Origin of the sequence: Anoxybacillus andreesenii (assembly GCF_030813005.1) — a bacterium.
Lineage (GTDB): Bacteria > Bacillota > Bacilli > Bacillales > Cytobacillaceae > Robertmurraya > Robertmurraya andreesenii.
This window is the reverse complement of record NZ_JAUSTU010000003.1, coordinates 129,408-156,328: the sequence shown is the minus strand read 5'-3', so window position 1 is coordinate 156,328 and position 26,921 is coordinate 129,408. Positions and strand designations below refer to the sequence as shown.

At 42.0% G+C, this 26,921-nt stretch carries 21 protein-coding genes; 19 read left to right on the top strand and 2 right to left on the bottom strand.

The window, feature by feature from the left end; translation table 11 throughout:
• The first annotated feature begins 210 nt into the window (after positions 1–210).
• From J2S07_RS04415 to J2S07_RS04365, 11 genes are all read left to right on the top strand, one after another.
• Positions 211–3,198: a PD-(D/E)XK nuclease family protein gene (locus J2S07_RS04415; RefSeq protein ID WP_307149197.1), complete on the top strand. Its 2,988-nt coding sequence runs from the start codon at positions 211–213 to the stop codon at positions 3,196–3,198.
• On the top strand, positions 3,191–6,370 hold the full coding sequence (locus tag J2S07_RS04410; RefSeq protein ID WP_307149196.1) for a UvrD-helicase domain-containing protein: 3,180 nt from the start codon (positions 3,191–3,193) through the stop codon (positions 6,368–6,370). The genes J2S07_RS04415 and J2S07_RS04410 overlap by 8 nt, the downstream gene beginning before the upstream one ends.
• A 141-nt stretch (positions 6,371–6,511) precedes the next feature.
• Positions 6,512–7,873 carry an MATE family efflux transporter gene (locus J2S07_RS04405; RefSeq protein ID WP_307149195.1) on the top strand — a complete coding sequence of 454 codons (1,362 nt, stop codon included), beginning with the start codon at positions 6,512–6,514 and terminating at the stop codon, positions 7,871–7,873.
• Between the two features lie 261 nt (positions 7,874–8,134).
• Positions 8,135–10,690, top strand: a complete 2,556-nt coding sequence (locus J2S07_RS04400; RefSeq protein ID WP_307149194.1) for a DEAD/DEAH box helicase — start codon at positions 8,135–8,137, stop codon at positions 10,688–10,690.
• Between the two features lie 68 nt (positions 10,691–10,758).
• Positions 10,759–11,355 (top strand): lysozyme inhibitor LprI family protein, encoded by a 597-nt coding sequence (locus J2S07_RS04395; RefSeq protein WP_307149193.1) that lies wholly within the window; start codon positions 10,759–10,761, stop codon positions 11,353–11,355.
• A gap of 113 nt (positions 11,356–11,468) precedes the next feature.
• Entirely contained in the window at positions 11,469–12,032 is a 564-nt protein-coding gene (locus tag J2S07_RS04390; RefSeq protein WP_307149192.1) for a hypothetical protein, read from the top strand.
• 134 nt (positions 12,033–12,166) lie between these two features.
• Positions 12,167–13,435: a LysM peptidoglycan-binding domain-containing protein gene (locus tag J2S07_RS04385; protein ID WP_307149191.1), complete on the top strand. Its 1,269-nt coding sequence runs from the start codon at positions 12,167–12,169 to the stop codon at positions 13,433–13,435.
• A 165-nt stretch (positions 13,436–13,600) separates the two neighbouring features.
• Positions 13,601–14,374 (top strand): hydroxypyruvate isomerase, encoded by a 774-nt coding sequence (gene hyi, locus J2S07_RS04380; RefSeq protein WP_307149190.1) that lies wholly within the window; start codon positions 13,601–13,603, stop codon positions 14,372–14,374.
• A 1-nt stretch (position 14,375) separates the two neighbouring features.
• On the top strand, positions 14,376–15,257 hold the full coding sequence (locus tag J2S07_RS04375) for an NAD(P)-dependent oxidoreductase (RefSeq protein WP_307149189.1): 882 nt from the start codon (positions 14,376–14,378) through the stop codon (positions 15,255–15,257).
• 111 nt (positions 15,258–15,368) lie between these two features.
• Positions 15,369–15,728, top strand: a complete 360-nt coding sequence (locus J2S07_RS04370; protein ID WP_307149188.1) for a rhodanese-like domain-containing protein — start codon at positions 15,369–15,371, stop codon at positions 15,726–15,728.
• An 11-nt stretch (positions 15,729–15,739) separates the two neighbouring features.
• Positions 15,740–16,036 carry a rhodanese-like domain-containing protein gene (locus tag J2S07_RS04365; protein ID WP_307149187.1) on the top strand — a complete coding sequence of 99 codons (297 nt, stop codon included), beginning with the start codon at positions 15,740–15,742 and terminating at the stop codon, positions 16,034–16,036.
• Between the two features lie 58 nt (positions 16,037–16,094).
• Here the strand turns inward: J2S07_RS04365 and J2S07_RS04360 are convergent, their stop codons facing one another.
• Positions 16,095–17,213, bottom strand: a complete 1,119-nt coding sequence (locus J2S07_RS04360) for a CAP domain-containing protein (protein ID WP_307149186.1) — start codon at positions 17,211–17,213, stop codon at positions 16,095–16,097.
• 163 nt (positions 17,214–17,376) lie between these two features.
• Between J2S07_RS04360 and J2S07_RS04355 the strand changes: the two genes are divergently transcribed.
• The 5 genes from J2S07_RS04355 to J2S07_RS04335 all read left to right on the top strand — a co-directional run bounded on the left by J2S07_RS04355 (position 17,377) and on the right by J2S07_RS04335 (position 23,019).
• Positions 17,377–18,138: an exodeoxyribonuclease III gene (locus J2S07_RS04355; RefSeq protein WP_307149185.1), complete on the top strand. Its 762-nt coding sequence runs from the start codon at positions 17,377–17,379 to the stop codon at positions 18,136–18,138.
• A 245-nt stretch (positions 18,139–18,383) separates the two neighbouring features.
• The gene (locus J2S07_RS04350) at positions 18,384–18,842 is read left to right on the top strand and encodes a branched-chain amino acid aminotransferase (protein ID WP_307149184.1); all 459 of its coding nucleotides are present in this window, start codon (positions 18,384–18,386) and stop codon (positions 18,840–18,842) included.
• A 9-nt stretch (positions 18,843–18,851) separates the two neighbouring features.
• Positions 18,852–19,763 (top strand): CBASS cGAMP-activated phospholipase, encoded by a 912-nt coding sequence (locus J2S07_RS04345; protein ID WP_307149183.1) that lies wholly within the window; start codon positions 18,852–18,854, stop codon positions 19,761–19,763.
• A gap of 247 nt (positions 19,764–20,010) precedes the next feature.
• Positions 20,011–21,384, top strand: coding sequence for an MFS transporter (locus J2S07_RS04340; RefSeq protein WP_307149182.1), 1,374 nt, complete (start codon positions 20,011–20,013; stop codon positions 21,382–21,384).
• 99 nt (positions 21,385–21,483) lie between these two features.
• The gene (locus J2S07_RS04335; protein WP_307149181.1) at positions 21,484–23,019 is read left to right on the top strand and encodes a long-chain-fatty-acid--CoA ligase; all 1,536 of its coding nucleotides are present in this window, start codon (positions 21,484–21,486) and stop codon (positions 23,017–23,019) included.
• 76 nt (positions 23,020–23,095) lie between these two features.
• Here the strand turns inward: J2S07_RS04335 and J2S07_RS04330 are convergent, their stop codons facing one another.
• A complete protein-coding gene (locus J2S07_RS04330; protein ID WP_307149180.1) occupies positions 23,096–23,260 on the bottom strand; it encodes a hypothetical protein in 165 nt (54 codons plus the stop codon).
• A gap of 314 nt (positions 23,261–23,574) precedes the next feature.
• On the opposite strand from J2S07_RS04330, the gene J2S07_RS04325 reads away from it, so the two are divergent.
• The 3 genes from J2S07_RS04325 (at position 23,575) to J2S07_RS04315 (ending at position 26,756) form a co-directional block, all read left to right on the top strand.
• Positions 23,575–24,225, top strand: a complete 651-nt coding sequence (locus J2S07_RS04325; RefSeq protein ID WP_307149179.1) for a TetR/AcrR family transcriptional regulator — start codon at positions 23,575–23,577, stop codon at positions 24,223–24,225.
• Positions 24,226–24,229: 4 nt separating this feature from the next.
• Entirely contained in the window at positions 24,230–24,958 is a 729-nt protein-coding gene (locus J2S07_RS04320; RefSeq protein WP_307149178.1) for a GTP pyrophosphokinase, read from the top strand.
• A gap of 145 nt (positions 24,959–25,103) precedes the next feature.
• Positions 25,104–26,756 (top strand): FAD-dependent oxidoreductase, encoded by a 1,653-nt coding sequence (locus tag J2S07_RS04315; RefSeq protein WP_307149177.1) that lies wholly within the window; start codon positions 25,104–25,106, stop codon positions 26,754–26,756.
• The last annotated feature ends 165 nt before the right edge of the window (positions 26,757–26,921 follow it).

Here is a 26,921-nt window from a genome sequence, read left to right as displayed (position 1 = left end):
TCGTGACGAAACGGGAAACTCCTACCCGTGTGACAAAACAAGTATTCATTCGGCAAAGAAAGTTATTTTTCTCTCCTAATCGTCGAAAAAAAGAAGGAAATATCGCGTTCAGGCACGAAAAAGTAAAATGGAAACATTCGTTCGGTTTTGTTGTTTGAAACATCACAGATTCGTGGGATAATGAAAGTAGGAATTATGAGGAGGTTAAGGATGAAGTCATTACTAGAAGCCTTGCACAATTGGTGTGTGAAATACCCCATTCAAGAGAAAATTGTGGTGGTTGACTCGTACTCCATTGGAGAACAAATCAATCAAGCCTATAACTTAATGGGTTATTCCTCCATCAATCTTAAATATAAAACGGTTTATGATTTAGCTGCTGAAGTGGTTGCTCTTACAGGGGGACCAACAAGTGTTCTAGATTCCATTGTCGCTGAACAAATGATCTATTCCCTTCTAGTAGAAATAAAGGAGACAGGGAGCCTTCACTATTTTTCAGGAATGGAAATTACGCCGTCCTTCAGCAAATCCATCTATCGGGCGATTCAAGAGCTTCGTATGGCAGGCTACACAAAGGACGATTTCCCTTTGAAGGCCTTCTTAAGTAAAGAAAAAGCAAAAGATATCTCTATCATTCTTGAAAAATACGAAGCCATGCTGGAATCAAAAGAGTTAACGGATGAAGCAGGGATGCTTCGGACCGCCATCCAACATGCTAAAGCTTCTGAACATCAGATCTTTTTCCTTCAATCCGATTTGAGATTGAGTTATTTGGAGGAAGAGTTCTTAAGATTGATATTGCCGGAAAATAGCCATAAGCTGCCCGTGGATCAGGTTCGGGGCATTCAAATTCCAGAGCGGACAAGCCTATCCGCAATTTCTTGGGGTGACGCTTCACCTCTAAGCTATATTTATGATTTGGAGCATGCAAATGAAGAACCGAATCTTTCCTTCTTTTCGGCAAAAACGGAAGAGCTTGAATTGAAGGAAGTGTTTGAGAGAATCAAATCAGCGGGAACGAGGCTTGATGATTATGTACTCTTTTACACCAATCCAGACCGATATGTGACCCTCATCTATCATCTGGCACAGAGCGTAAATATTCAAGTAACCTTTGGCGAAGGATTACCGATTTCTTTTAGTCGTCCTGGCCGACTCGTAAGCGGAATCCTTAATTGGATTCAATCCAATTATAGTGTTCAGCCATTTCTCTACTTATTACAAGAAGGCTTACTTGAGCTCGGGGAAGAGGCACCTAGTCGGGCAAAAATAGCAGGATATTTACGAGATTTGCAGATTGGCTGGGGCAAGGAACGCTACCTCACGATCATAAAGGAAGAGATTGTGAACCTACAAGCAATGATCGATACCTTGGAGAATGGCGAACGAAAGGATTACTTGAACAAACAGCTCCATGATCTGAACTGGTTGTCAAAATGGTTTGCTGGCGTCTTCAAACGCTTGCCAAACGATGAGAGTACGTTGAATTATCAAGAGACCTTAGAGGGAATTCATACTCTGTTAAAAAACTATGGCTCAACAAATGGTAGTCTTCATGAAATTGGAAAAACAGCCCTTTTGGAAACGATGGAGAAGATCATTCCTTTTGCCAATGAGACGAGTTCACGTTTTGAAGTGTTTGAGAAGATTAAGGATCTGCTTCTTTCCATTCGGATTCTCCAGTCAAAGCCCATGCCGGGTCACCTCCATGTAGCGTCCTACAAATCGGGGGTTTATCACGCTCGTCCGAATGTGTTTGTCGTCGGTCTGGATAACCGTAGCTTCCCAGGAAGAGCGAGTGAGGATCCACTATTATTAGATACAGAAAGAAGAGAACTGGGCAGGAAAATCCCGATTTTACAAAATTCTGGACGAGAAATTCTTTATTTAATGCTGCAGGTTTTAGCACATACAAGAGGTTCTGTGACGGTTAGCTACTGTAGCTTTGACATTCTCGATAATCGTGCGGTGAGCCCTGCCCATTTATTTCTGCAATGCTACCGATATGCAACAGGGAATAAGGAAGCAGATTTCAAGACGTTACGTACCCTTCCATCGGCTTTAACTCGAGATGAAATTCTAGAAACGAAGGATTATTGGAACCAAAAGCTTTTCGTTGAAGCTTTTAGTGTCATCGATGGCTCATTGCTAAAAGCCCTTCCTAATTTGAAGGTTGGGTTAGAGGCTGAAGCCTATCGAGCAGGAGCGGATTTCACCGAATTTGACGGTCTGGTAGAGATGGAGGAAGGGGAATTGGACCCTCGGGTGAATAAGGATGCCCTTGTCTCTGCCGCGAAGCTTGAGATGATCGCCAAATGTCCTTATTCGTATTTCCTTCAGGATGTTCTCAGGGTCCGTCCAATTGAATCAGTCGAGTATGACTCTTATAAATGGTTGGATGCAGCGACAAGGGGAAGCTTGTTGCATAGTATTTTTGAGAATTTTTATAAGGAAATTCAAGGAGAAAAGCCGTCTCTTGAGCAGCATGAGGAAAAAATCTACAGGATGGCGAATGAGCTGATTCAAAAGCAAAGAGAACTAATTCCTCCTCCAAGTGAGCGGATTTTTGATAAGGAGGTTAAGGATATCCTGGAATGTTGTCATATTTTCTTAAAAGAAGAAGAGCAGCATTCTGAATCGTACGAGCCATTATATTTCGAGTATACCTTTGGACTTGGGGAGCATAAGCCAGCTGTTGTCACCCTTCCCTCTGGAGCTACGATTCAGGTGGCCGGGAAAATTGACCGGGTTGATAAGTCTAGCACCGGTCATCTCCATATTCTCGACTATAAAACAGGAAGCACCTATGGCTATGAGAATCAAAAGGTTTTTAAAGGGGGCCGTCAGCTCCAGCATATGCTGTATGCTCTAGCTATCGAGCAGCATCTCGGTCTTGAAGCAGGCACTGTTCAGGAGAGTGCTTATTATTTTCCAACGGTGAAGGGACTCGCAAAAAGGGTTGTCCGCAAGCAGGACAAAATAGTACGGACGAATGGCGCCGATATCCTGGAACGATTAATCGATGTTCTTAAATCGGGGACGTTCACGATGACTGATGATGAAAATGACTGTAAGTTTTGCGATTTTAAAACGGTCTGTAGACGGGCCTTTTATGACAAGGATATTTTGGAAATGAAGCAAACGGACAAAAAGAGAGAAGAGCTTGGACGATTTAAGGGGGTTAGGGCCTATGACTAAGGTGATTGTGGACCAGACAGCACGTGACAAAATCAAGCATGATTTGCAAACGAATTTCCTTGTGGAAGCGGGGGCAGGCTCCGGGAAGACAACTAGCTTGGTCGATCGGATGGTCAACCTCATATATACAGGGACAAGTAAGATTGAACATATCGTCGCAATCACCTTTACAAGGAAAGCAGCCGATGAGCTAAAGGTCCGCTTTCAATCTGTACTCGAGACAACCTGGAAGAATGAAGCTGATGAGGAAATTAGAGCAAGACTATCAGAGGCTTTGCAAAATATAGAGCGCTGTTATTTGGGTACCGTTCATTCCTTTTGTGCACGGCTTCTTAGGGAACGGCCAATTGAAGCGAATCTTGATTTGGACTTTAAAGAGCTTGAGGAATCCGCTGATTTGGATTTACTTGAGGAAGCTTGGAGTTACTATTTGCAGAACTTGCAGGAAAATCAGCCCCATGAGCTTGAATCCATGGACGATCTCGGGATTCCTGTGGATGATCTTTTTCAAATTCTGCGGGAAATGAAGGAGTATCCTGATGTCGAATGGGTGACAGAGGAGATTGAAAAGCCTGATTTGAAAGCAGCCTTTCATTCCTTCATGATCCTTGTTCAGGAGGCAAAAAGGGTAATCCCTGATTCGGAGCCTGATAAGGGCTATGATAGCTTGCAAAAGGCTGTTGTGACGGCGATTCAGAAGGCAAGATTCATCAATCCAAAAAAGGAAAAGGATCTTATTTCTGTGTTTGCCCTCTTTGATAAAAAGCTCAAGCCTACACTAAATCGCTGGGAATCGAAAGAGGATGCGAAGTATTATGAGGAGAAAATCTCAACAAGCTTCGAAATGAATGTCAAGCCATTGATGGAGGCATGGAAGGAATATTGTCATCCATATGTGACTCGTTTTCTTTTAGGGGCGATCGAAGAGTATATGCGCTTGAAAAAAGAGCGATCCCTTTTAAACTTTCAGGATTTATTAATTGGGGCCGCTTCATTATTGAAATATAACCAAGAGGTAAGGGAATATTTTCAGGAGCGGTATCGATTCCTCTTAGTTGACGAATTTCAGGATACCGATCCAATTCAAGCGGAAATTATGTTCTATCTTACAGGGGAAAACACGAGCGAAACGGTGTGGACAAGCTGTCGTCCAAGAGCAGGATCCCTTTTTGTCGTTGGCGATCCGAAGCAGGCCATTTATCGTTTTCGTCGTGCTGATATTGACACCTATAACAGGGTAAAGGAATTAATCGAAGCGCATGGTGGAGAAGTTCTTCAATTGACGATGAACTTCCGCACACTTGATTCGATCACGAAGCAGCTGAATACAGTGTTCAGTCGTTATCTTCCTGAAGAGGAAACGGTTTATCAAGCAGCCTATCGTCCTCTACATTCCTATCATGAGGATCATGGTGAGGGCTTAACAGGTGTGAAACAATTGGTTGTCCCTGCGGATTTTTCCAAAAAAGAAGAGATTATCTTAGAGGATGCGAACAATATCGCAGGCTGCATAAAGGAGCAAATCAACCGCGGCTCTAAAGCAAAGGACTTCATGGTCTTAACGAGATACAATGATGGGATTGCAACGTATGCGGAAGCGATTGAGGCATTAGGGATTCCTGTAAGCATTAGTGGGGAGATTGTGATCGGAAAAATGCAAGAATTTCAGGAGCTGAGCATTCTTCTCAAGGCTTTCATCGATCCGACAGACAAGGTTGCCTTTGTTGCTGCTTTACGCGGGGTGTTCTTCGGAATCAGTGACAATGAATTGTACCAATGGAAAAAGGAAAATGGCTACTTTTCGATGTATGCTGAGATTCCACAATCCCTCCCAGCTGAAGTGAAGGGAAAATGGGAGCAGTCGCTTGCCAAAATGCGAGCCTATCATAGGTGGATTCGGGACCTTACACCAACGGTAGCGATTGAAAAAATCATGGAGGATGTCGGCTTTTACCCATTATTATTAAAAAATCAAAGAGGTAAGCGCACTTTTAAGAGTTTGCTACAGATGATCTCTTCTTTACGAGAGCAAGAAGCGAGAGGGAACAGCACCTTTAAAGAGGTGTATGATTTATTAACCGAAATGGTGTATGAGAAAACCGTTGTCCTCAATATTGAAGAGGACGCCGATGCGGTTCGGGTCATGAATGTCCATAAAGCAAAGGGACTAGAGGCTCCCGTAGTTTTCCTTGCTCACCCGGCTAAGCTTGTGCAGCCAGAGGCCTTCTTAAACAAGCATATAAAAAGGGAAGACAGTGAATCGAAGGGGTACTTTGCCTATACGGTGCGGAATGGTTTTCAGGATAAGGAGGTAGCGATACCGACTGGCTGGTCCGAGGTCAAGGCGGAGGAGCTTCGCTATTTGTCAGAGGAGGAAATTAGGATTATCTATGTTGCAGCTACACGTGCTGAAAAAGCATTGATCCTAAGCTCAAGCGCAAAGAACAATAATAAAAACCCTTGGAGTATCCTTTTTGAAATAGGCGAGATCGAGGAATTGGAAACGGTGGAGGTAGAGCAGGCAAGTGTTACAGAACCTGTTCTTATTACCCTTGATGATTATCGTGGGAAAACTGAAAATGCCCTCACATGGCTTGATGCGGCACAGAAGAAATCATTCGACTACTGGAGTCCAACGAAGGACAAGGACTACTCATCTATCATAACGATCGAGCGAGATGAGGGTGGTGGCTTGACCTGGGGAACGGTCGTTCATGAGATTCTTGAAAAAGTGGTCAAAGGACATGACGTGACTCATTTTATTCAAGCAACCTTAGCCAAGCATGATTATTCCTCAGAAAAGGAAGAAGAAGTCATTGAAATCATTCGCAGGCTCCAGCAAACGGACATATGGGATGCGGTGATGAAGTCTGATCAGGTATTCACCGAGGTTCCGTTTTCCCTTAGAATTACGAAAGATGACCCCCTTTATGGTTTACTCGGACAGGTTGAATCAGAGACCGTGCTTGTAAAAGGGATCATTGATTTGGTCTATCAGACGGAAGCGGGTTGGGTGATAGTTGATTATAAGACAGACCGTCCGGCGAACGCGGAGGATTTCGACAAGCTGGAGGAATTTTACCGAAGTCAAATCCATTTTTACAAGGAAGTGTGGGAAGCGCTTACGAAAGGGAAGGTTGTCGAAGAAAGGTTGTTCTTTGTTTATAGGTAATTGATCGGAGGAGTGCGATAGATCCTCCTTCTTAAATTTAGCTATTAAAAATATTTCGACATTCGAAAAAAACGATATCCAATTTGGATAAAAAGAGGTAAAATAGGGTTTAAATTATTTTTATGTAGAAGGAGAAAGACGTTGACAGCAAAAGTAAACAGCTTCCAAGATCAATCTTTGTTTAGTATTACCTGGCCTCTTTTTATAGAAATCACCCTCCATATGAGTATGGGGATTTTTGCGACGTTAATTTTGAGCGGATATTCCGATAATGCTGTGGCTGGTGTTGGGGTTGCCAATCAAATTATTAATATATTTATCTTGGTTTTTAACGTGACTGCCATCGGGGCGACTATTTTAATCGGTCAAAACTTAGGTGCTAATCAATTATCAAAGGCACGGCGACTTGCCAAATCTGCTTTCGGAGTTAACTTTTGGGTAGGAATTGCCATGTCCCTCGTTGTATTTGCGTTTGGCGGCGTGTTTTTAAAGGTTTATGGACTTAGTGGTGAAGTATATGTCTATGCGCATACTTTTCTGACGATTACGGGTCTTTCGCTTTTCCTTGAAGCCATTTCTTTGGCTTTAAGTGCCGTGCTGCGAAGCTATGGGCATACAAAGGAAACGATGGTTGTAACAGTGATTATGAATGTCATCGGTGTCATCGGTTACTTGATTGCCATCAAAGGATTATTTGGATTTCCGATTACAGGTGTGACAGGGGTTTCTTATGCGATTATCGTCGCCCGTGTCTTCATCATTGTCGCCCTTTTCTACTTTGTTTATAAAAGACTTGCCTTAAAGTTTCATATTAAAGACATCTTCGTCATTGATAAAGCAGATGTAAAGGGCCTCTTATCTATTGGGGTTCCATCCGCAGGGGAAAATCTTTCCTACCAATTATCACAGGTCATGATCACAAGCTTTGTTGCTATCATCGGAAATGAAGCGTTAGCAGCTCGGGTCTATATTCTTAATATCTCTATGGTTTGTTTCCTATTTACGATGGCAATTGCTCAAGGTACACAGCTTCTAGTTGCCCGCTATATTGGTGCGAAACAATTTGAAAGAGCGCTGAAACGAGGTCTTAAGACGCTGAAGATATCGATGGTCGTATCAGGCGTTGTTTCTCTCGCTTTTGCATTAATCGGGGAGCCAGTCCTAAGGATTTTTACGGACGATCCAAAAATCATCGCGATCGCTCTCCCTGTCTTATGGGCGATAGTGTTTATCGAGCCCGGACGCGCGATGAACATTGTCCTTATGGGTTCATTAAAGTCCGTTGGCGATGTGCGATTCCCTGTCGTGATTGGGATTATCTGCATGTGGGGAGTAGCCGTACTGTTCAGCTATCTATTCGGTATTTCATTAGGCTTAGGCCTCTTAGGGGTTTGGTTAGCTCAAGGGATTGATGAGTGGGTGCGCGGACTGTTTGCGATGAGACGCTGGATTTCTCAGCCATGGCTAAGGAAGAAAAAGGTTGTCGAACCAGTCAGTATGTAATAAATTGATGGGAGTGGTCGCATGTCGGATTCATGCGACTATTTTTTTAGAGTTTCTCGGGAATGGGGCCTATTAATAAAGTAATTCAGGTCGTAAACAGATTGAATCTATCGTCATAGGTGTTCAAAGGCGAAAAGTTTGCTCCCAAAAAGGGGGAACATGTCGTCAAAAGGATGCACCGGAAACCCACATACATCAAAATCATAATAACCTCTTCAAATAGGAAAGAATAAGAAAAAGATCCATTAAAGGAGAATGCTTGTGTCACATTTAGAAATGCTCTATCCAGCGGCAATTGAACACACAAAAGAGAAGGTATGGGAGGATTTGTATCGCTATTTAGGGGACAAGGAAATATGCCCTAGCTTCGACCAGTATTTACAAGACCGAACCATGTATCTCGAGCAAATTTGGATCAATGTTTGGTTGAATCTTGTTTCAAATAAAGTTCCTCGCAGCGAGAAGAAGGAATTCCTGTCATCTAAAGGCTATGAGGTGGAAGGGGTTGACCGGAAGCTAATCAATCATTCCTTTCGCCAGGAAATAAGAGATTATCAAACTTTTGATGTTTTGGAATGGGTGCAGGAAAGGCTAGCGAATCGGTCACAAGAATGGGAAGAGCTCTATCAAAATGCACGGAAACAATTTTTAGAAGCCCAGGAGAGGGAGCGCCTTGCGGAAAAAAGAACAAGCATCCTCCAAAGGCTAGAGGTTGTCCTTGATGAAATTCTTACCGATGAGTACGAGCTGTTTTATATTCATATTCGCCATCTTGTTGCCAAAAAGCTGGTGGAAATCTTCGCAGAAGAACCTAGATATGAAAAGCTTGACCCGTTCGCTCTGGAGACTCCTCTCAAGAAAACAGGGGATTTTCATGCGAAAGATTATACAACGTTGACGTCCTTTTACGAGGAATTAACAGGGGGACTTGAGAAGACGCGACATAAGGGCCGAATCCTTTATTACTATGAGGATTATGGCTCTATATTTGAGTCCTGTATCCTGGAAAATGTAAAAGCAACAGTCCCTCAGTTGATACAAGAACTTGTCGTTGAAGAGATGGGTCATGGATTTGAAAACTTGCTAGGAACGGAACTGGACATAGACTTTATCGAAGAGTTCCTTGAGGACGAGCTCTATGAAATAGCTTTTGACTTTGTAGAGCTTTTTCAAGAGGAATATGTTGAGGACTTGCTTAAATTAGCGGAGGTCCCATTTGATGTTGAAGTCCATCAAGACATGTTGAACGCTGATTTAGCTAGGCGGGAGCAGCGGAAAGAAGCAGAGTTAGCGGAGGTCCAAAGAAAAAAGGAGGAAGAAGCGCGCAGAATCGAATATATCTTCGGTCAAGAGTACCAGCCGGGAAACCTGCGGGACATTCGCTATATTCTTCATGTTGGTGAAACGAATACTGGCAAAACCCATCATGCTTTAGAACAATTAAAAAAGTCGGAAAGTGGGTTATATTTGGCTCCGCTACGACTTCTAGCTCTTGAGGTTTACGATAAATTAAATGCGGACGGTGTGCCTTGTACCCTGAAAACTGGTGAGGAAGAGAAGGTTGTCCCTGATGCAAAGCACTTCTCCTGCACCGTCGAAATGTTTCATGAAAAGGATTATTTTGATGTGGTCGTCATCGATGAAGCACAGATGATTGCCGATCGGGATCGTGGCTTCTCCTGGTATAAAGCGATCACAAAGGCCAATGCCAGAGAGGTACATATTGTTGGAAGCCGCAATCTTAAATCCATGATTGTGGAGCTTTTAGGTGATGCTCATATAGAGGTAAAGGAGTATACCCGTGACATCCCATTGCAGGTCGAGAGGAAGCTATTTACCCTTCAACAAACAAAAAAGGGGGATGCTCTTGTTTGTTTTTCCCGAAGAAGAGTGTTGGAAACTGCTTCTCGCTTGCAAAACGATGGCTTTTCGGTGAGCATGATCTACGGAAGTATGCCGCCTGAAACGAGAAAAAAAGAAATGCAACGGTTTATCGACGGGGAGACGAAGGTGATTGTTGCGACAGATGCGATTGGGATGGGCTTAAATTTGCCTATCCGAAGAATTGTTTTTCTAGAAACGGAGAAATTCGATGGGGTAAGAAGAAGACGGCTATCCTCCCAGGAAGTGAAGCAAATTGCAGGTCGTGCTGGACGAAAAGGGATTTACGATGTAGGAAAGGTTGCTTTTACCAATGATATTAAAATAATGAAGCAGCTTCTTCAACAGGAGGACGTACCTGTTCACACATTTGCGATTGCCCCAACGAATGCCGTGTTTGAGCGATTTCAAAAATATTATCGGGATCTTGGAACCTTTTTTGAGCTATGGAAAAAGTTCGAAAGCCCAAAAGGGACGAAGAAAGCCGCACTAGCGCAAGAGAGAGAGCTGTATGAGTTGATACGTGGAACAGAGATTGAGGCACGCCTCTCGATGATGGACCTGTACGGATTTTTACACCTCCCGTTCTCGACAAAGGATGATGGGCTCGTCTATCAATGGAGGGAGACGATGTTTGCGATCGTGCGGGGTGAGGAGCTTCCCGAGCCCGTGATAAAGAAAAGAAATCTAGATGAACAGGAATTATCCTATAAAGCCATTGGGTTGCATTTACTGTTTTTATACCGCTTAGAGAAGAGAATCGAGGCTACTTATTGGGAAAGGGTACGGGAGGAATTAAGTGATGCCGTCCACAAATCCTTAAAGACCGAAGTTAAGAAAATGACGAAAAAGTGTAGAAGATGTGGTCGTGTTCTGTCTTGGGAGCACCCATTTCAAATTTGTGATCCTTGCCATTTTTCAAGATACGAATTTTGACAAAAAAACAATTGCCAACCGATATTCTTTATGAAAATAATAGATTAAATTATTAAGGAGCCTGTATGATGAGAAAGAATAGAAAAATCTTGTCAGTAATATTCACCACTGCATTATTGTTGGTTGCATGTAACCACGCATCGGATGGGTTAAGCGCTAAATCGAACAAGGAGACCGCCAATCCAAAGGTGGATGAAGACTTAGGAAAAAATCAATCGGAAAGCAGCCCTAAAGACACCGAAGCAAATGATCAGGAGGAATCAACTAATAATCAAACATCTTCAAATTCAAACAATGGTGATTCAGCGACAATAAGCCAAAAGGACGAATACCTTCAGAAGCTTAATGAAATGGAAGAAGAAGATAGAAACGCTGAGGCTAAAACAACCATGGTAGAGATGGAGAAGCAAGAAGCCGAGAGATTTAAAAAATGGGATGATGAATTAAACAAAATTTATGGAATCTTGAAGGAACAGCTTAGTCCAGACAAAATGGATAACTTAAGAGAAGAACAACGAAATTGGATCAAACATCGAGATGAAGAGGCGAAAGAATCGTCACTAAAATATAAGGGTGGTTCGACGGAATCTCTTGAATATGTGGCTACGCAAGCAAGTCTTACAAGGGAAAGATGCTATGAATTAGTTGCCCATTACATGAAGTGATTTTTCAACACTGGCGAGTATTCCATTCTCCTTTGACTAATGAATAATTGTTGAAACTTATTTGATCCAGAATCGTATGAAATTTAAGACTATTTTACTTGGAGGAAATGAGTATGGGTTATAAGAATCATGAGTCCAGGCATATCTTTTTGGCAATCGGAGTATTAATTGGCTTGTTATCACCACTTTTTTTAGCTTTTCTGCCTCAGTTAGTGGCAAATATTTTTCATTATAAAAATGGGGTTTGGAATGTATTTGCGCCAGGAGAAAATTTCATTGCGTTTGGCATCGGGTTTTTCTTTTTATTTGTCGCATCGATGGTTCTTTTCTTGATGGGGCTTAAAAGAAAGTCATTGGTTATCAGCTGTATGGTCCTTTTATTGAGTCTTAGCTCCTTTTATGTTGGTGCACAGTCTTACAAGATTCTTGCAGATGATTCAATCTCCTACAGACCGATTTTAACAGGCAAGGAACATACATATAATTGGGAAGATGTTGAGAAAATTGTCAGAATTGATTATGTGAACGAAGGCTACAATGAATACGAATTTTGCTTTACAGATGGAGAAAGTTTGAAACTGAAAAATAGCAATTATTTTAGACAAATTCGAAATAAATTTGACCGCAAAGTCAAAGAGCTGGATATTGCCATTGAAAGTGTTAAGATAGAGGAATAAGAGATTAATAGATACGGTTTTTATTGGTTCATCAACGCGAGATCCCGCTTTGTCATTGGAAGCGGGATTTTTTAGCCTATTTTTTGAACCTCTTTCATAAAATGGGATTAAGAATAAAAAAGGGGTGATGTCAGGTGGCAGTCCATGTTGTAAAGTCCGGAGAAAACCTATGGACCATCGCCCAATTGTATGGAGTTACGGTCGGAGCATTGCTACAGGTAAATGGTTTGCCGCAAGAAGGCTTGATTGTACCTGGTCTCGCTCTATATATCCCCAATGATCAATTGGTCAACCGTTATTACAAAATCAAGGCAGGGGAATCCCTTTGGGGGCTCTCACAACGTTTTCAAACAACCGTTGAAACCATCCTTACAGCAAATCCAGGGGTGGATCCCAACCGTTTATATATTGGACAAGAAATAACAATACCAACAGCAATAAAATTACCATTGGAGACACTTGGTTTCATTGTGCCATATAATCCGAATGCATTTATCGCAAACTTATCTACTTTTGCCAACCAACTTACCTATTTGGCGATTGTATCTTATTCCTTTACAGAAGAAGGCTATGCCTACAATATCCTCGAGGACAGGGAAATTATTCTTCAAAGTAAATTAAGGGGAATTCAACCGCTACTAATGATTCGAAACTTTCGCAATGAAGATTTTGATCGTCAGCTTGTAGGCCGGGTCCTTAATAATCCAACCTATCGGCAAAATCTAATCTCGAGTCTCGTGAATCTTGCTCTAACAAGAGGGTATTCAGGTGTGAGCATTGATTTCGAGTTTATTCCACCTCCGCAAAGAAATGATTTTATCACTTTTCTTACCGACTTAAAATCAGCATTAGGAAGCCTTCTTCTCCATGTCAATGTTCATGCAAAAACAATGGATATTCCAACAAACCCGATTATTGGAGCCTATGATTATCGGCGCATTGGCAACGTGGCTGATATTGTGGCCGTCATGACGATTGACTATGGCTATCCTACTGGTCCGCCGGATCCGATTTCGCCCGCCTGGTGGGTGGCAGAGGTTATTCGTTACTCGATTACTCAAATCAATCCCGCTAAACTGCAAATTGCCCTCCCATTATACGGATATGAAAAAACAGTCCCGTCGAATCATACCAAGGCATTATCCGTTTTAGCCGCTCAAAATCTTGCCTTAACCACTCAAACACCGATTCAATTTGATCTTGCTGCCAAATCACCTTGGTTTCAATATCAGGCGAATGAGCAGATGCAGGTGGTCTGGTTTGAGGACATAAGAAGCTATATGGAGAAATATCGACTCATCGATCTCTATCAATTAAGGGGAGCAACCTATTGGCAGCTAAGTTTGCCTGCCCCACAAAATTGGAGCTTTATGGAGAGGAATATTGCTGTGAAAAAATATTAACGGAAGTAGAGGACAGCTCTTGGAATGAAAAGCAGCTGTCCTTTTGAATTTACCGAAAGGACCCGAAAAATTTCGAGGATTTTAAAAGGATATTACATACTTCTGTAGAAAGTACAAAGAGGAATTGATCGAATTTTGTAAAAATACGACAACAGGGAGGATACGATGCGATATTCAATTAATCTGTCAACCATTTTTACGGAAGTACCTTTTTTGGAACGGTTTCAGAAGGCGAGGGAGGCGGGCTTCAAATACGTAGAATGCCAATTTCCTTATGATTATCCACCTGAACAGATCCAAGAAGTGCTTGCGGAGAATCACTTGTCATTAGAGCTCATCAATCTACCTCCTGGTGATTGGAGCGGTGGGGATAGAGGGCTTGCGGTAGATCCTAGACGGGTAAATGAATTCAAAGCCTCTGTGGAAAAAGGGCTTACCTATGGAGTAGCACTAAAGGTAAAGAAAATTCATTGTATGGCCGGGATTCTACCAGAAGGGATGGAACAAAAAACAGTAAGAGAAACCTACATAGAGAATTTGACTTACGCAGCGGAAAAGCTGGACGAGCATGGCATTACCCTGTTGATTGAACCGATCAACACCTTCGATATGCCAGGTTATTTTTTATCAAATCTACATGAGGCTGCTAAGATTATCGCCGAAATCGGACGTCCGAATGTTAAATTACAGTATGATTTCTATCATATACAGAGAATCCATGGGAATCTCATCGCGAATTTTAAAAAATATTCCCATTCCATAGGTCATATCCAAATTGCCGATGTCCCAGGACGGCATCAGCCGGGAACGGGAGAAATTCATTATGAAAATATCTTCCGGTCACTTCAAGATGATGGTTTCAAGGGTCTAATTGGGCTTGAGTACACACCGAAGGGTTCCAGTGAGGATAGTTTTACATGGATGAGGAGGGATTGCTAACATGAAAATTGGATTTATCGGCTTAGGGGTAATGGGTTCGAGAATGGTCAAACGGTTTCTTGCAGCAGGATATGAGGTAATGGTCTATAACCGGACCTCTGGGAAAGCGGAGCCCCTTATCAAATTAGGGGCAAAGAGGGCCGAGGATCTGCCTGCTCTTGCGGCAAGTTCTGATGTGATTTGCAGCTGTCTTTCCATGCCAGAGGATTCTATCCACGTGTTCCTTGAAGGCGTTCTTCCATATGCGAAAAAAGGGGCCATTTGCCTTGATTTTTCCACTGTTGGTGCTGATACGAGCCAGCAGATTTCGCAGACTGCGGCTGAAAAAGGCATCATCTTCCTTGATGCACCGGTTAGCGGTGGGCCTGAAGGGGTCGAGCAAGGCACTTTAACTATTATGGTTGGAGGAGACGAAGCAGCCTTTAGAAAAGTGGAGCCTCTGCTTCAAACAATCGGAAAAACCATCGAGTATCTTGGCGGCTCTGGCTCAGGAAGTATCGCCAAGCTTATTAATCAATATTTAGTTGCGGTCCACTCGCTCGCAGCCTCTGAGGCAATGGTGGCAGGTGCTGCTTATGGTTTGAATTCTGAACAGCTATACCATCTTTTGAAGGTAAGCTATGGTCAAAGTCGGATGCTCGAACGCCATATGGAGCAATATGTTCTTGATCGACAGTTTGAACCAGGTGGTGCGGTGAAATATGTCCATAAGGACGTTCGTTTAGCCAATCAGCTATTTTCCCAGGCTGGAATGACAGAAACGTTAGGCCAGCAGGCGGAACAATCCTTTGCTTTTGCGATGAGTCAAGGGCTGAGCGAGCTAGATATGTCCGCTGTTATACAACCATTAGAGGAAAAATGTGGTGTCATCGTGAAAAAATAGTTTTCAGTTAGCTTGTCTCCTAGGGACAAGCTTTTTGTATGTTTAATGCCTTGACAATATACCTGATAGGGTATACTATAAATTTGTAATAAACGGTAGGGGGTATACAAAATGGACATTTTATCTTATATAGTCATCGCTGTATTGCTTGGAGTATTTATCATGCGTTTCATTCCAGCAAGTGGAGTAAAACAAATTTCAACTTCAGAGCTAAAGAACTTGCTGAGTGATAAAAGCAAACAGTTTATCGATGTCAGAACACCAGGAGAATATAGACGGAATCATATTCGTGAATTCAAAAATATTCCCTTACAGGACATTGCAAAAAAGGCCGATTTGCTTTCAAAGGAAAAAGAGGTCGTAGTCATATGTCAGAGTGGTATGCGTAGTCAAAATGCCGCCAAAATGTTAAAGCGCCTAGGATTTAAGAATATTAGAAACGTCAAGGGCGGAATGAGCGCTTGGAGGTAGGAGGTAGGAACATGAAACAGATAACGGTAGCAGAGGTAGAACAGCGATTAAAGGAAGGTCAGCAACTGAATATCATTGATGTCCGAGAAGCTAACGAGGTTGCCACAGGAAAAATACCGGGAGCTGTCAATATTCCCCTTGGACTGTTAGAATTCAGAATGCATGAGTTAAACAAAGCAAATGAGTATATTGTTGTTTGTCAAGCAGGAGGCAGAAGCACCCTCGCCTGTCAGTATCTAGAGCAGCAAGGCTTCCATGTCATCAATATGAACGGTGGCATGCTAGCTTGGACAGGTGAAATGGAATAGGTGAGTCTTGACTCTATAAAAGGAACGAAACTCCGTTCAGCGCCTAAACGGAGTTTCGTTATTTTGTATAATAGTTTTGTGTATAGTAGGGGTGTGATTCCCCGTTAAAGGCGACCCCAACACCGAGGTAATGGAAATCTTTTTTCAGGATATTCTGACGGTGTCCCATCGAGTTCATCAGGCCCTCATGGGCAAAAATGCTGCTGAATTGACCGTAGGCAAGATTCTCACCGGCTACAGTAAAGGTGATTTGATCAGCTAACATGCGGTCAAAGGGGGACTCCCCCTTCAGGTTGGTATGATTAAAATAATTATGCTCTGCCATATCGGCACTATGTTTTCTGGCAGTTCCTCGAACCTTTTCATCCCAGACTAAGGGATTCAGGCCGTGCTGAACACGGGCGGTATTGGTCAGATCAAACATCTGCAGCTCAAAGCCCTCGCGCAATGAGTCACTTGCTTTCGTATAGAAATCCTTCTTTTGCTCCTCAAGATTCTCGTCAATCATTTGAATTGCAGTGACCGTGTTATTCTCATGAATATCATAGAAAATTGTAATATAGCAACCATCCATATGGAAAACGTCGTAGTCATTATCGCCTTGAAGCTCATAAATCACCAGACCTTTGCGAATCCTCGTTGTTGGTTCACCCAGTTGCTCACGAACCGAACTCTTTGAGCTTCCGAGCTTGATATTCTTGATGGATGCGATCAAATCCTGATTCGTATACAGAGCAACCACCTGATCATGCTCATCGTACATGACTTGAACAAAGTTATGATAGTCTTGATGATACGTAAGCCAATTCAAGCCATATTCATTGATTGATACCCTTTGTGGCTTACCAAGGGTCGCTTCTACGTCCGCTTTCTTCGCTCCAATCTCAATATTATGGATAGAAAAAGATTGCTCTGTTGGTGTAAAAAGCTTTGGCTTCTCAACCGAATCCTCTTTTGCTAAATCAGGGAGCGATTCTACCTCTTTCTCCATTTGATCAAAAAACAAGCGGGCATTATCTAGAAAGCCCATCGCGATTTCCTTGAACTCCCCATTTTCAAAAAGGCTTGTGACCTGTTCCTTCACGTGGTCCATGTCGCCTTTAAATTTTTCCCCTAAGTAAATCCAGCCAAAGCTTAATAGAATGATAAACGAAACCAAGATAAGAAATCGTTTCATTTTGCTCTCCTCCTTCCTCTTATTGCTTGTATAAGCTTCGCCAAGAATCATGAATTTTAAAAGAGAGGGGTAATCTTAATTACGTGATCATCTCCTTTTTTCATAGTATAGTAGAATTATTCGTTAAAACACAGAAAAAAGGGCATGCGAGGAGAAATTGGCAATGAAATTGGTTTCGTGGAATGTCAACGGGCTTCGTGCTTGTGTGAAAAAAGGATTTCTTGATTATTTTCACCAAGTGGATGCCGATATTTTTTGTATACAGGAATCAAAGCTTCAAGAAGGACAAATTGAGCTTGAATTAGATGGCTATCATCAATTCTGGAATTATGCCGAAAGAAAGGGCTATTCTGGTACGGCTGTCTTCACCAAGAAAAAGCCATTGTCCGTGAGTTATGGCATTGGTGAAAGGGAAACGGAAGAAGAGGGAAGAAGCATCATTTTAGAATATGAAGACTTCTACCTTGTGAATGTATACACCCCTAATTCCAAACGGGATTTGTCACGCCTTGGTTATCGGCTTCAATGGGAGGAAGAAATCCGAGAGTATTTGATTGAATTAAACGCTATTAAGCCCGTAATTTATTGCGGGGATCTAAATGTCGCCCACGAGGAGATTGACCTCCGTAATGCGAAGTCAAATATCGGAAACTCCGGCTTTACGTATGAAGAGCGGGAAAAAATGACGACACTGCTGCAGGCTGGATTTCTTGATTCCTTCCGTCATCTATACCCAGAAAAGACCGATTCCTATACATGGTGGTCTTATATGAGTAAGGTACGGGAAAAGAATATCGGATGGCGGATTGATTATTTTATTGTTTCCGAGCAACTTGAGAAAAATATCGTGGATGCCGAGATTCATCACGAAGTGCTCGGGAGTGACCATTGTCCGGTTGTATTGAAAATGGATAATATAGGATAAGCGTGGGGGAGCGTCCAAGATGCTCTCCTTTATTATATTTTGCAAAATAAAGCAAAAAACGGCAAAATAAACAGGAATAGGTATTTTTCAAAGGCACGTTATATTTTGTTGTTGATTTTCATATCGCCTTATACATGTACGTTCTCTAAGGTATTCGTACCGAATAAAACCCGTTCACGTACATATATAAGGCTAAAATCAACACTGCACATTAACATAGTCTTAACAAAAGGAGCAGGTAGAAGATGGAAACGAATCCAGTTGATTTTTCCAATGTGTATATTGAGAGATGTGATAAGGAAACCGAAAACTTTTTAGCTGAGGAGGGTCAGGCATTTTTACAAAATCATATTGATTATTTGCGTGTGAACAAGGATGAGTTTGTTTATATTGAAGCGACTCCTTTTAGTGAACTAGGTGCAGATGGGCTTTCCTTAGAGGTTGATGATGTCTTTGGAACGTATAATGTGATGCTCGGACTCAAATTACCGAAGAAGCTTGAGCCTCAGATTAAGGCTTTTCTTGAGCATCATTTAAGCGGAGAGGAAATCAAGTATGGACTGTTGTTTGATGCAAATGATGGTCTGTGGAATCTGAATTTTACATTGGATTATGTAGCTGGCTACAGGGAAGAAATGACCTTCTCTGCTGCGTTAAGCATCATTCATGAGTTTCTATTAAAACTTGTCGCAGAAGTGCGGTAGGGAGCGAGCATGAAGGTTCTTTGCATTGATGGTGGCGGAATTAGAGGTGTGTTCGCGATCGCTATTCTTAAAGCACTTGAGGAGGAAATGGGGAAGCCGATTGGAGAAGCTTTTGATCTAGTTGCAGGGACAAGCACAGGTGCGATTATTGCGGCCTCTGTGGCCCTCAAGCTTGAAATGAAGGATGTCCTCAAGGATTATCAAATATATGGAGAGAAGATTTTTAGTCGTCAGTCGAAGCTAGGCTTATGGAGAACGATCTATAGTGATCGGTTCATGAGACGGTTTTTTCAAAGAGCTTTCGGGAACTATACTCTAGCAGATATCGAAAAGCCGTTGCTCATCCCTGCTGTTGATCTCACTCACGGGAAGCCTTATGTTCACCGATCGAACTTTGGATCTTCCGGTGAGGAAACCGATCTATCTGTCAAGCTTTGGGATGCGGTCTTGTCTTCATGCTCAGCACCCGTATATTTTCCTCCGAATAACGTAGAGAATAAATTTCTCTCCATCGATGGAGGGCTATGGGCCAATAACCCCTCGTTAGTCTGTATAACGGAAGCCATGAAGCATTTTCATGAAAAAATCGAGGATATTGAGATTCTCTCTATCGGGACAGGAGAACAGCAAATTGTTTTCAGTGATGAAGAGAGGGGGAGTTGGGGAATGCAACAATGGTTGCCTGTACAGCTCCCATCATTTAAGGTGACACCCAAGCTGTTTGATTTGGCACTACATTTATCCTCAGAATCGGTCACCTATCATTGCAAGTATTTACTTGGAGAGAATTATTTGCGCATCAATGAAAACCTTGGTGAAGAAGTTTCCTTTGATGAGGTCACATACACGGACAGGCTAATTGATTTGGCTGCCAAGTGTATGGGCAATCGAAAAGAGGAAATACTACAATTTTTGAACTAAATCCGCCGATTTCGATTGGCGGATTTTTTTCGGTCTTCTAATTTTTGGTTTTTTTAATAAAAGTCTATTTAATGCTGTATTTCACATGAATATATTGTAAAATGTAATTAGTAAATAATTCTGAATATTTCTACATATAATGATTCTGTGTTCATTTTATTGGCTGTTTTTTTGTAATTAGGCATTCAGCGGCCTAATGCTGGCCGTTCTGATCCATACTAGATATTTATATATTAGGTGTGATGTTATGTCTTCACCATACTCAGTATCAGTTATAAGTGAAAGTAGAATCGAACCCCTACAGGAGAATAGAGTTCTACTAGTTTGGAGCTTTACCGTCTGGTTGGTCGTTATGAATACAACCATGTTTAATGTGGCTCTGCCAACGGTATTAACGGAGCTGTCCCTTTCCTCGACAACCGTCTCATGGATTGTTTCCGGCTATTCCATTGCCTTTGCCATTTCATCCTTGACCTTTAGTCGATTGTCCGATTATCTTCCGATTTCAAGGCTGCTTTTAATCGGGTTAGTGATCCTTGGCATTGCTTCGGTAATCGGTTTCTTTGCGGATCGATTCTATGTGCTCCTTTTCGCAAGGATTTTGCAAGCAACAGGTGCAGGAGCGGTTCCTGGGCTGGCGATGGTTCTTGCTGGTCGCTATATTCCGATATCGAGGCGTGGGAAGGCGATGGCACTCATTGCCTCGGCGGCTTCCTTAGGCTTCGGTTTGGGACCGGTAGTTGGCGGTGCCATCACGCAGTATCTGGGCTGGAATTTTCTATTTTGTGTCACCTGCTTCGTCTTGCTTCTTATACCCCTTTTTCAAAGACTACTTCCTAAGGAGGAGGTCAAGAAAGGGCGATTTGATCTATTAGGGGCGCTCTTGACTATGGGGAGCATTACAACTCTTTTACTCTATTTTTCCATTTTATCAACCAGTCTATTGGCGGTAACGATTATTTTATTTATCATACTCTCATTCTATCTTCGAAAAGCAAAAGTTCCCTTTATTCAACCTGATCTTTTTAAGGATTTACAATATTTGAAGCTACTATTTATGGCCTTTGCTGCATTTATTACTCATTTTTCTACGTTGTTCTTAATGCCTCTTATTCTTACCCAGGTATATGGGAAGGGAGCGGCAGAGGTTGGCTTGATCATTTTCCCTGGTGCGATTTTATCTGCCATATCCGCAAAATTCATTGGCATCCTAATTGATCGGTTTGGGAATAAGCAAATTCTCTTACTGGGGCAATTATTTCTCGGTTTAGCCGTACTTATATTTGCCTTTGGCGTCACCCTTTCACCCTATATTCTTCTTGTTGCCTATATCGTCATGAGTCCAGCCTTTTCTGCCCTTACCTCGAGCCTCTCAAATGAGGTGTCTAGAATTTTACCATTTGAAAAAATTGGTTCGGGAATGGGACTGACACAGCTCACCCAATTTATCGGTGGGGGTTTTGGGGTCACGCTTACAGGACTATTTTTATCGCTACAGGACGGGGCAGCCTTTGACATCATTTACCGAAATATATTTATTGGAATCTTTTTTCTTATTTTAGTAAGTATCGTTATGTTTATTTTATATACACGAAAAACTAGTTTGCATGAAGAAGCATAGCGGACTTTTTATGAAGAGGGGGGTGGGTAGTCAATCAATGATATGCAAGATAGTTGCTGGTAAAAGTCATATGGAATCTTAATTTGAGAGGAGAGGACCATGTTGATACTAAAAGATTTGCTAGAAACGAATATTAGTAAGTATGGGGAATATCCATTTCTTTATTTTCAAGATCGAATCGTTTCGAATACGGAAACGAAAAGGTATGCAGATGAACTGGCAAATGGATTGCGTGAAATGGGGATCGAAAAAGGGGATCGGGTAATCGTTTGTATGCCGAATTGTCCTGAGGTTCTCATTTCCTATCAAGGCATTACGAGAGCAGGCGCTGTCATTGTTCCGGTGATGTTCATGCTCCATCCAAGAGAAATTCATTATATCGCCCGGAATTCAAATGCAAAGGCCGTTATTACCTCCTCACATATTTTGCAAAATGTAGAACTGGCCGTGGAGGGCTTGGAACAGAAACCACTTCTCATTGTCGTTGATGCGCCCACTGATGAAAGGGCTTACAATTTCTATGATGTTCTAAGAAAGACATCGGTGGATCTTGAGTCAGAACAAAATGAGATCACGGAAGACGATACAGCTATCATTCTTTATACATCTGGAACGACAGGAAATCCAAAGGGAGTCGTCCTCACCCATAAGAATCTCTATTCGAACGCTGCCAACTCGGTTAAGCACCATGATACAGACGAACGAAGTACGACCATTGGTGTCCTTCCGTTAGCACATGTCTATGGGTTAACGATTTCAAATACCTGTTATCTGACGGGGAGCTCGATTGTTGTCTTTCCAAAGTTTGAATTGAAAGAAGTGTTTGAGGCAATCGAGAAGCATAGGGTGAAATCTTTCTCCGCTGTGCCAGCCATGATTCATGCGATGATTGCCTTTCCACAAGCAGATGAATATGATACATCCTCCCTGGAATCGATTGGTTCAGGCTCGGCGCCACTCCCTGTTGCGCTGATACACGCCTTTAAGCAAAAATTCAATGCGGATGTACTCGAGGGGTATGGACTTTCTGAGGCGGCTCCAGTAGTAACCGCACATACGAAAGATGGGATCATCAAGCCTGGATCCGTTGGCATCCCCATTCCAGGAGTTGAAATCAAAATTGTCGATGATGATGGGAAGGAGCTTCCTCGAGGAGAGGTTGGGGAATTGATTGTTCGAGGGGATAACGTCACCCCTGGTTATTTTCAAAATGAGGAAGAGTCAAAGCGAGTATTAAAAGACGGCTGGCTGTTCACTGGGGATATGGCAAGAATGGATGAAGACGGCTATCTCTTTATTGTGGATCGGAAAAAGGATCTCATCATTCGCGGCGGCTTCAACCTTTATCCTCGTGATGTGGAGGAAATATTGAGTACACATGAGGGGGTGTCTGAGGTAGCGGTCGTCGGGATTCCCGATGAGCGAATGGGAGAGGAAATGGTTGCCTGTGTCGTGAAAAAACCAGGCTCGGCCGTAACGGAAACAGAGCTCATTCAATTTTGTCAGCAAAGACTAGCAAAGCATAAAACACCTAGAAAAGTATTTTTCTTAGAGCAGCTACCACGGAATGGGGTTGGCAAGATTTTGAAGACCCATTTAAGGCAAACTGCAGCTGAAGCCGCTGTAAAGGATTAAATGACAAGATTCTTTTCCCGAATAAGAAAAAGCCGGTGAGGAAGAACTCATCGGCTTTTGTCTTGTTTTATAGGAATTACATATTCTTTTCAAGCTTATTCGTATTTAAGTCAGCAATCGGCAAGGTAATGACCTTTCCTCCGATTTGAACATGGATGGTATCATTAAAAATAGCTTTTACCAAGCCTTTTAGGGAAATCTGCGAATTCACAGCGATTTTCTTTTCAGGGTTTTTTGTCATCTTTTTCCACCCTCCATCTATTAATAGAACTGTAATTATATCTATTATAAAGCATGACAAAACATGATTTCAAACAGAATGTTCTACGAATTTTTGCATATATCATGTCGTAATTGTTCAAACCATTTCTCATAAAAAAAGATCATGTTTATTTATTCTAGACATGATTATTTAAGGGGTGTAAAACATTTCAAACAAATAAACATGAACCATAGTTCAAGTATTGCACGCGAGAGCAATACTGTCAACAAAAACATGAACTTAAATTCATCTTTTCATTGGGCTATGGTATAATAAAAGCTGAGGTGGCGGCAATGTCAGAAAACAATGAAATACAAACTGGGTATTTCCCAACAATACCGAAGCAAGCTCGTGCTTTGGAAAAAAGACAAGCCCTGTTAAAGAGTGGCAATATCTTGTTTGCCGAAAAGGGATACGAGAACACCACAGCCAAGGAAATAGCCTCCCATGCTGGGGTAGCGACAGGGACCTTTTACCGGTATTTTTCGGATAAACGTCAGCTGCTGTTGTCTCTCCTAAAGGATAAATTAGAAAGTATGATGCCTCCGGAGCCGAATTGGCTCAATGTCGATCCGGAATCTTCTTTAGCGATTTTATTGAAAGCCCATTTTGAACGGTTAGACAAGCTGGGCCTGTATAGAGTCCTACCGGAATTGCTCCATCGTGATGAGGAATTGGCCGAGGTATTATTTGAAGCAAAGCGAAAAATATATATGCAAATTCTCAAGGGCCTGGAGCAGGTAAAAGAAAATGGGTTTGCTTGGGAGGACTTAAGTTTAGAAACGTTATCGTGGTCGATTATAGCCCTCGTTGAAAAAATACCGGAAATCCAAAATGAAAGCGGAAGCAATCCTGATTATGACCAAATAGCTAAGATAATTTGTCGCCTTGTCTTCCCACCAGAGAAAATGATCCAGCTTAAAAATTTGAAGAGAGAAGAGTGACCGAATGGATTTACAGGATTTAAGGGAACTAAAAGTTGAACTAACAAGGTTCATGATGGCGTATAAGTTTGCGCTCGATGAGATGAACACGAAGATTAATATTCTGAAGGAAGAATTTCTCCATATTCACGACTATAATCCCATTGAGCATGTCACATCAAGAGTAAAATCACCGGAAAGTATTCTAAAGAAAATGATCCGAAAGGGCCATGAATTATCCTTATCGTCCATTCGCGAAAACCTTAAGGATATTTCGGGAATACGAATCACATGCTCATTTATTTCAGATATCTATAAGATCAGTGACATGCTTGTGAAGCAAAAGGATGTCAAATTAATTACTACAAAAGACTATATTCAAAACCCTAAGCCAAATGGATATCAAAGTCTACATCTAATCGTGGAAATTCCTATATATATGTCTGATCGTGAAGTGCATATTCCCGTTGAAATCCAGATTAGAACAATCGCAATGGATTTCTGGGCTAGCCTTGAGCATAAGATTTTTTACAAATATAATAAAGTGGTTCCAGAAAAGGTTACGAACGAATTAAAGGAAGCTGCAACAACAGCAGCGGAGCTGGATCGAAAAATGGAAAGGCTCCATCAAGAAATGAAGGAAATCAAAATATTGAATGCAAATGAAGACTCTGAGGAATTTCTCATCAATATTGACAAGGATACTTTTAAACTACCATCCTTGCTGCTAGAGTCTCTGACAAAAAGTAGTTAAGTCGGCAGATATCATCTGTTGACTTTTTTTATTTTTGGAATACAATATACCTATAAGGGTATATGAAACATATTTTTTTGCGAGGACTTATACCTTGCTGGGTATGATGAAAATAGAGTGAATTTCTAATTTTGGAGGGATCATCATGGGGAAAAGAGTAATCATCGTTGGTGGCGTGGCCGGCGGAGCAACAGCTGCGGCGAGACTAAGAAGAATAAGTGAGGATACGGAGATCGTTTTAGTTGAAAGAGGAGAATACATTTCCTTTGCCAACTGCGGCCTTCCTTACTATATCGGGGAAACGATTAAGGAAAGAAATAAGCTCCTAGTGCAAACGGTTGAAGGCATGTCGAAGCGCTTTAATTTGGATATTCGGAATCTAAGCGAGGCTGTTCGAATTTATCCAGAGCAGAAGACGATCGAAATAAAAGATCTACAAACAGGGGAAATCTATCAGGAATCCTATGATAAGCTCTTGCTTTCACCAGGTGCCAGGCCTATTGTGCCACCCATTCCAGGTCTTTCAGAAAATAAAACATTATTTACATTAAGAAATATTCCTGATACCGATCGGATAAAGGGCTTTGTCGATGATGAGAAGCCTTCAAAAGCAGTTGTGATCGGCGGGGGCTTTATCGGCATTGAAATGGCTGAGAACCTGGTTGAACGGGGAATCGAAGTAACAATTGTGGAAATGGGTAATCAGATTATGGCTCCCATTGATTACGAAATGGCTGCGATTTTACACAAGCACTTGAAGGAAAAGGGTGTTAGGCTCATCCTTGAAAATGGGGTTCAGGCCTTTGCTGACGAAGGCAAAAAGGTCATTCTTGCAGACGGAATGGAGCTTGAAACCGATATGACGATTTTGTCAATCGGTGTACGACCAGAAAATGAGCTAGCCAGAGATGCGGGGCTTGAGTTGGGTGAACGTGGCGGAATCATCGTCAATGAATTCCTACAAACCTCAAATGAAGACATCTATGCTGTTGGTGACGCAGTTGAAGTGGTGGATTATATAAGCGGTATGAAAGCGATGATCCCATTAGCAGGCCCAGCTAATCGACAAGGTCGTATTGCAGCAAACAATATGATGGGGAAAAAGGAAAAATACCAAGGAACTCTTGGGACCTCGATTGCCAAGGTATTTGATTTAACCGTTGCCTCAACTGGTAACAATGAGAAAACCTTAAAGCGATTAGGAGTACCTTATGAAGCCGTGCATCTTCATCCAGCCTCCCATGCCGGTTACTATCCTGGAGCCTGTCAGATTTCTTTAAAATTACTCTTCGATCCGGAATCTGGAAAAATTTTTGGAGCACAGGCTGTTGGAGCGGACGGCGTCGATAAAAGAATGGATGTGATTGCGACAGCGATGAAGGGAGGCTTAACTGCACTCGATTTGACGAATCTTGAGCTATCCTATGCGCCGCCTTACTCCTCAGCAAAGGACCCTGTCAACATGGCAGGCTATGTGGCAAGCAACATACTTGATGGAGAGCTTGAGCAGATTCAGTGGCATGAGGTAGACGAAATCGTCGCAAATGGTGGGATTTTAATTGATGTTCGACAACCAATTGAAAGAGAAAATGGGTATATAAAAGGCTCGATCAATATCCCATTAGATGAGCTTCGCGATCGTTTAGATGAAATTCCACAGAATGAGACGATTTATGTTAGCTGTCAGGTTGGTTTACGCGGTTATCTTGCTAGCCGGATTTTAAGAAATCATGGTTATAAGGTTAAAAATGTGGATGGTGGCTGGAAGACTTATTCTTCTGTATTTGGAAATAATTAAATGTGTTGAGATCCCTCTAAATAGAGGGATCTTTTTGTATGAGTGGGCCTTAGACATGACATTTATCATATATCGAACATGACAACTATGTCTACCATATTTTTTACTCTTTGATATGATAGGAAAAAATAAACATTCAAAGCGAACATCCAAAATATAACAATC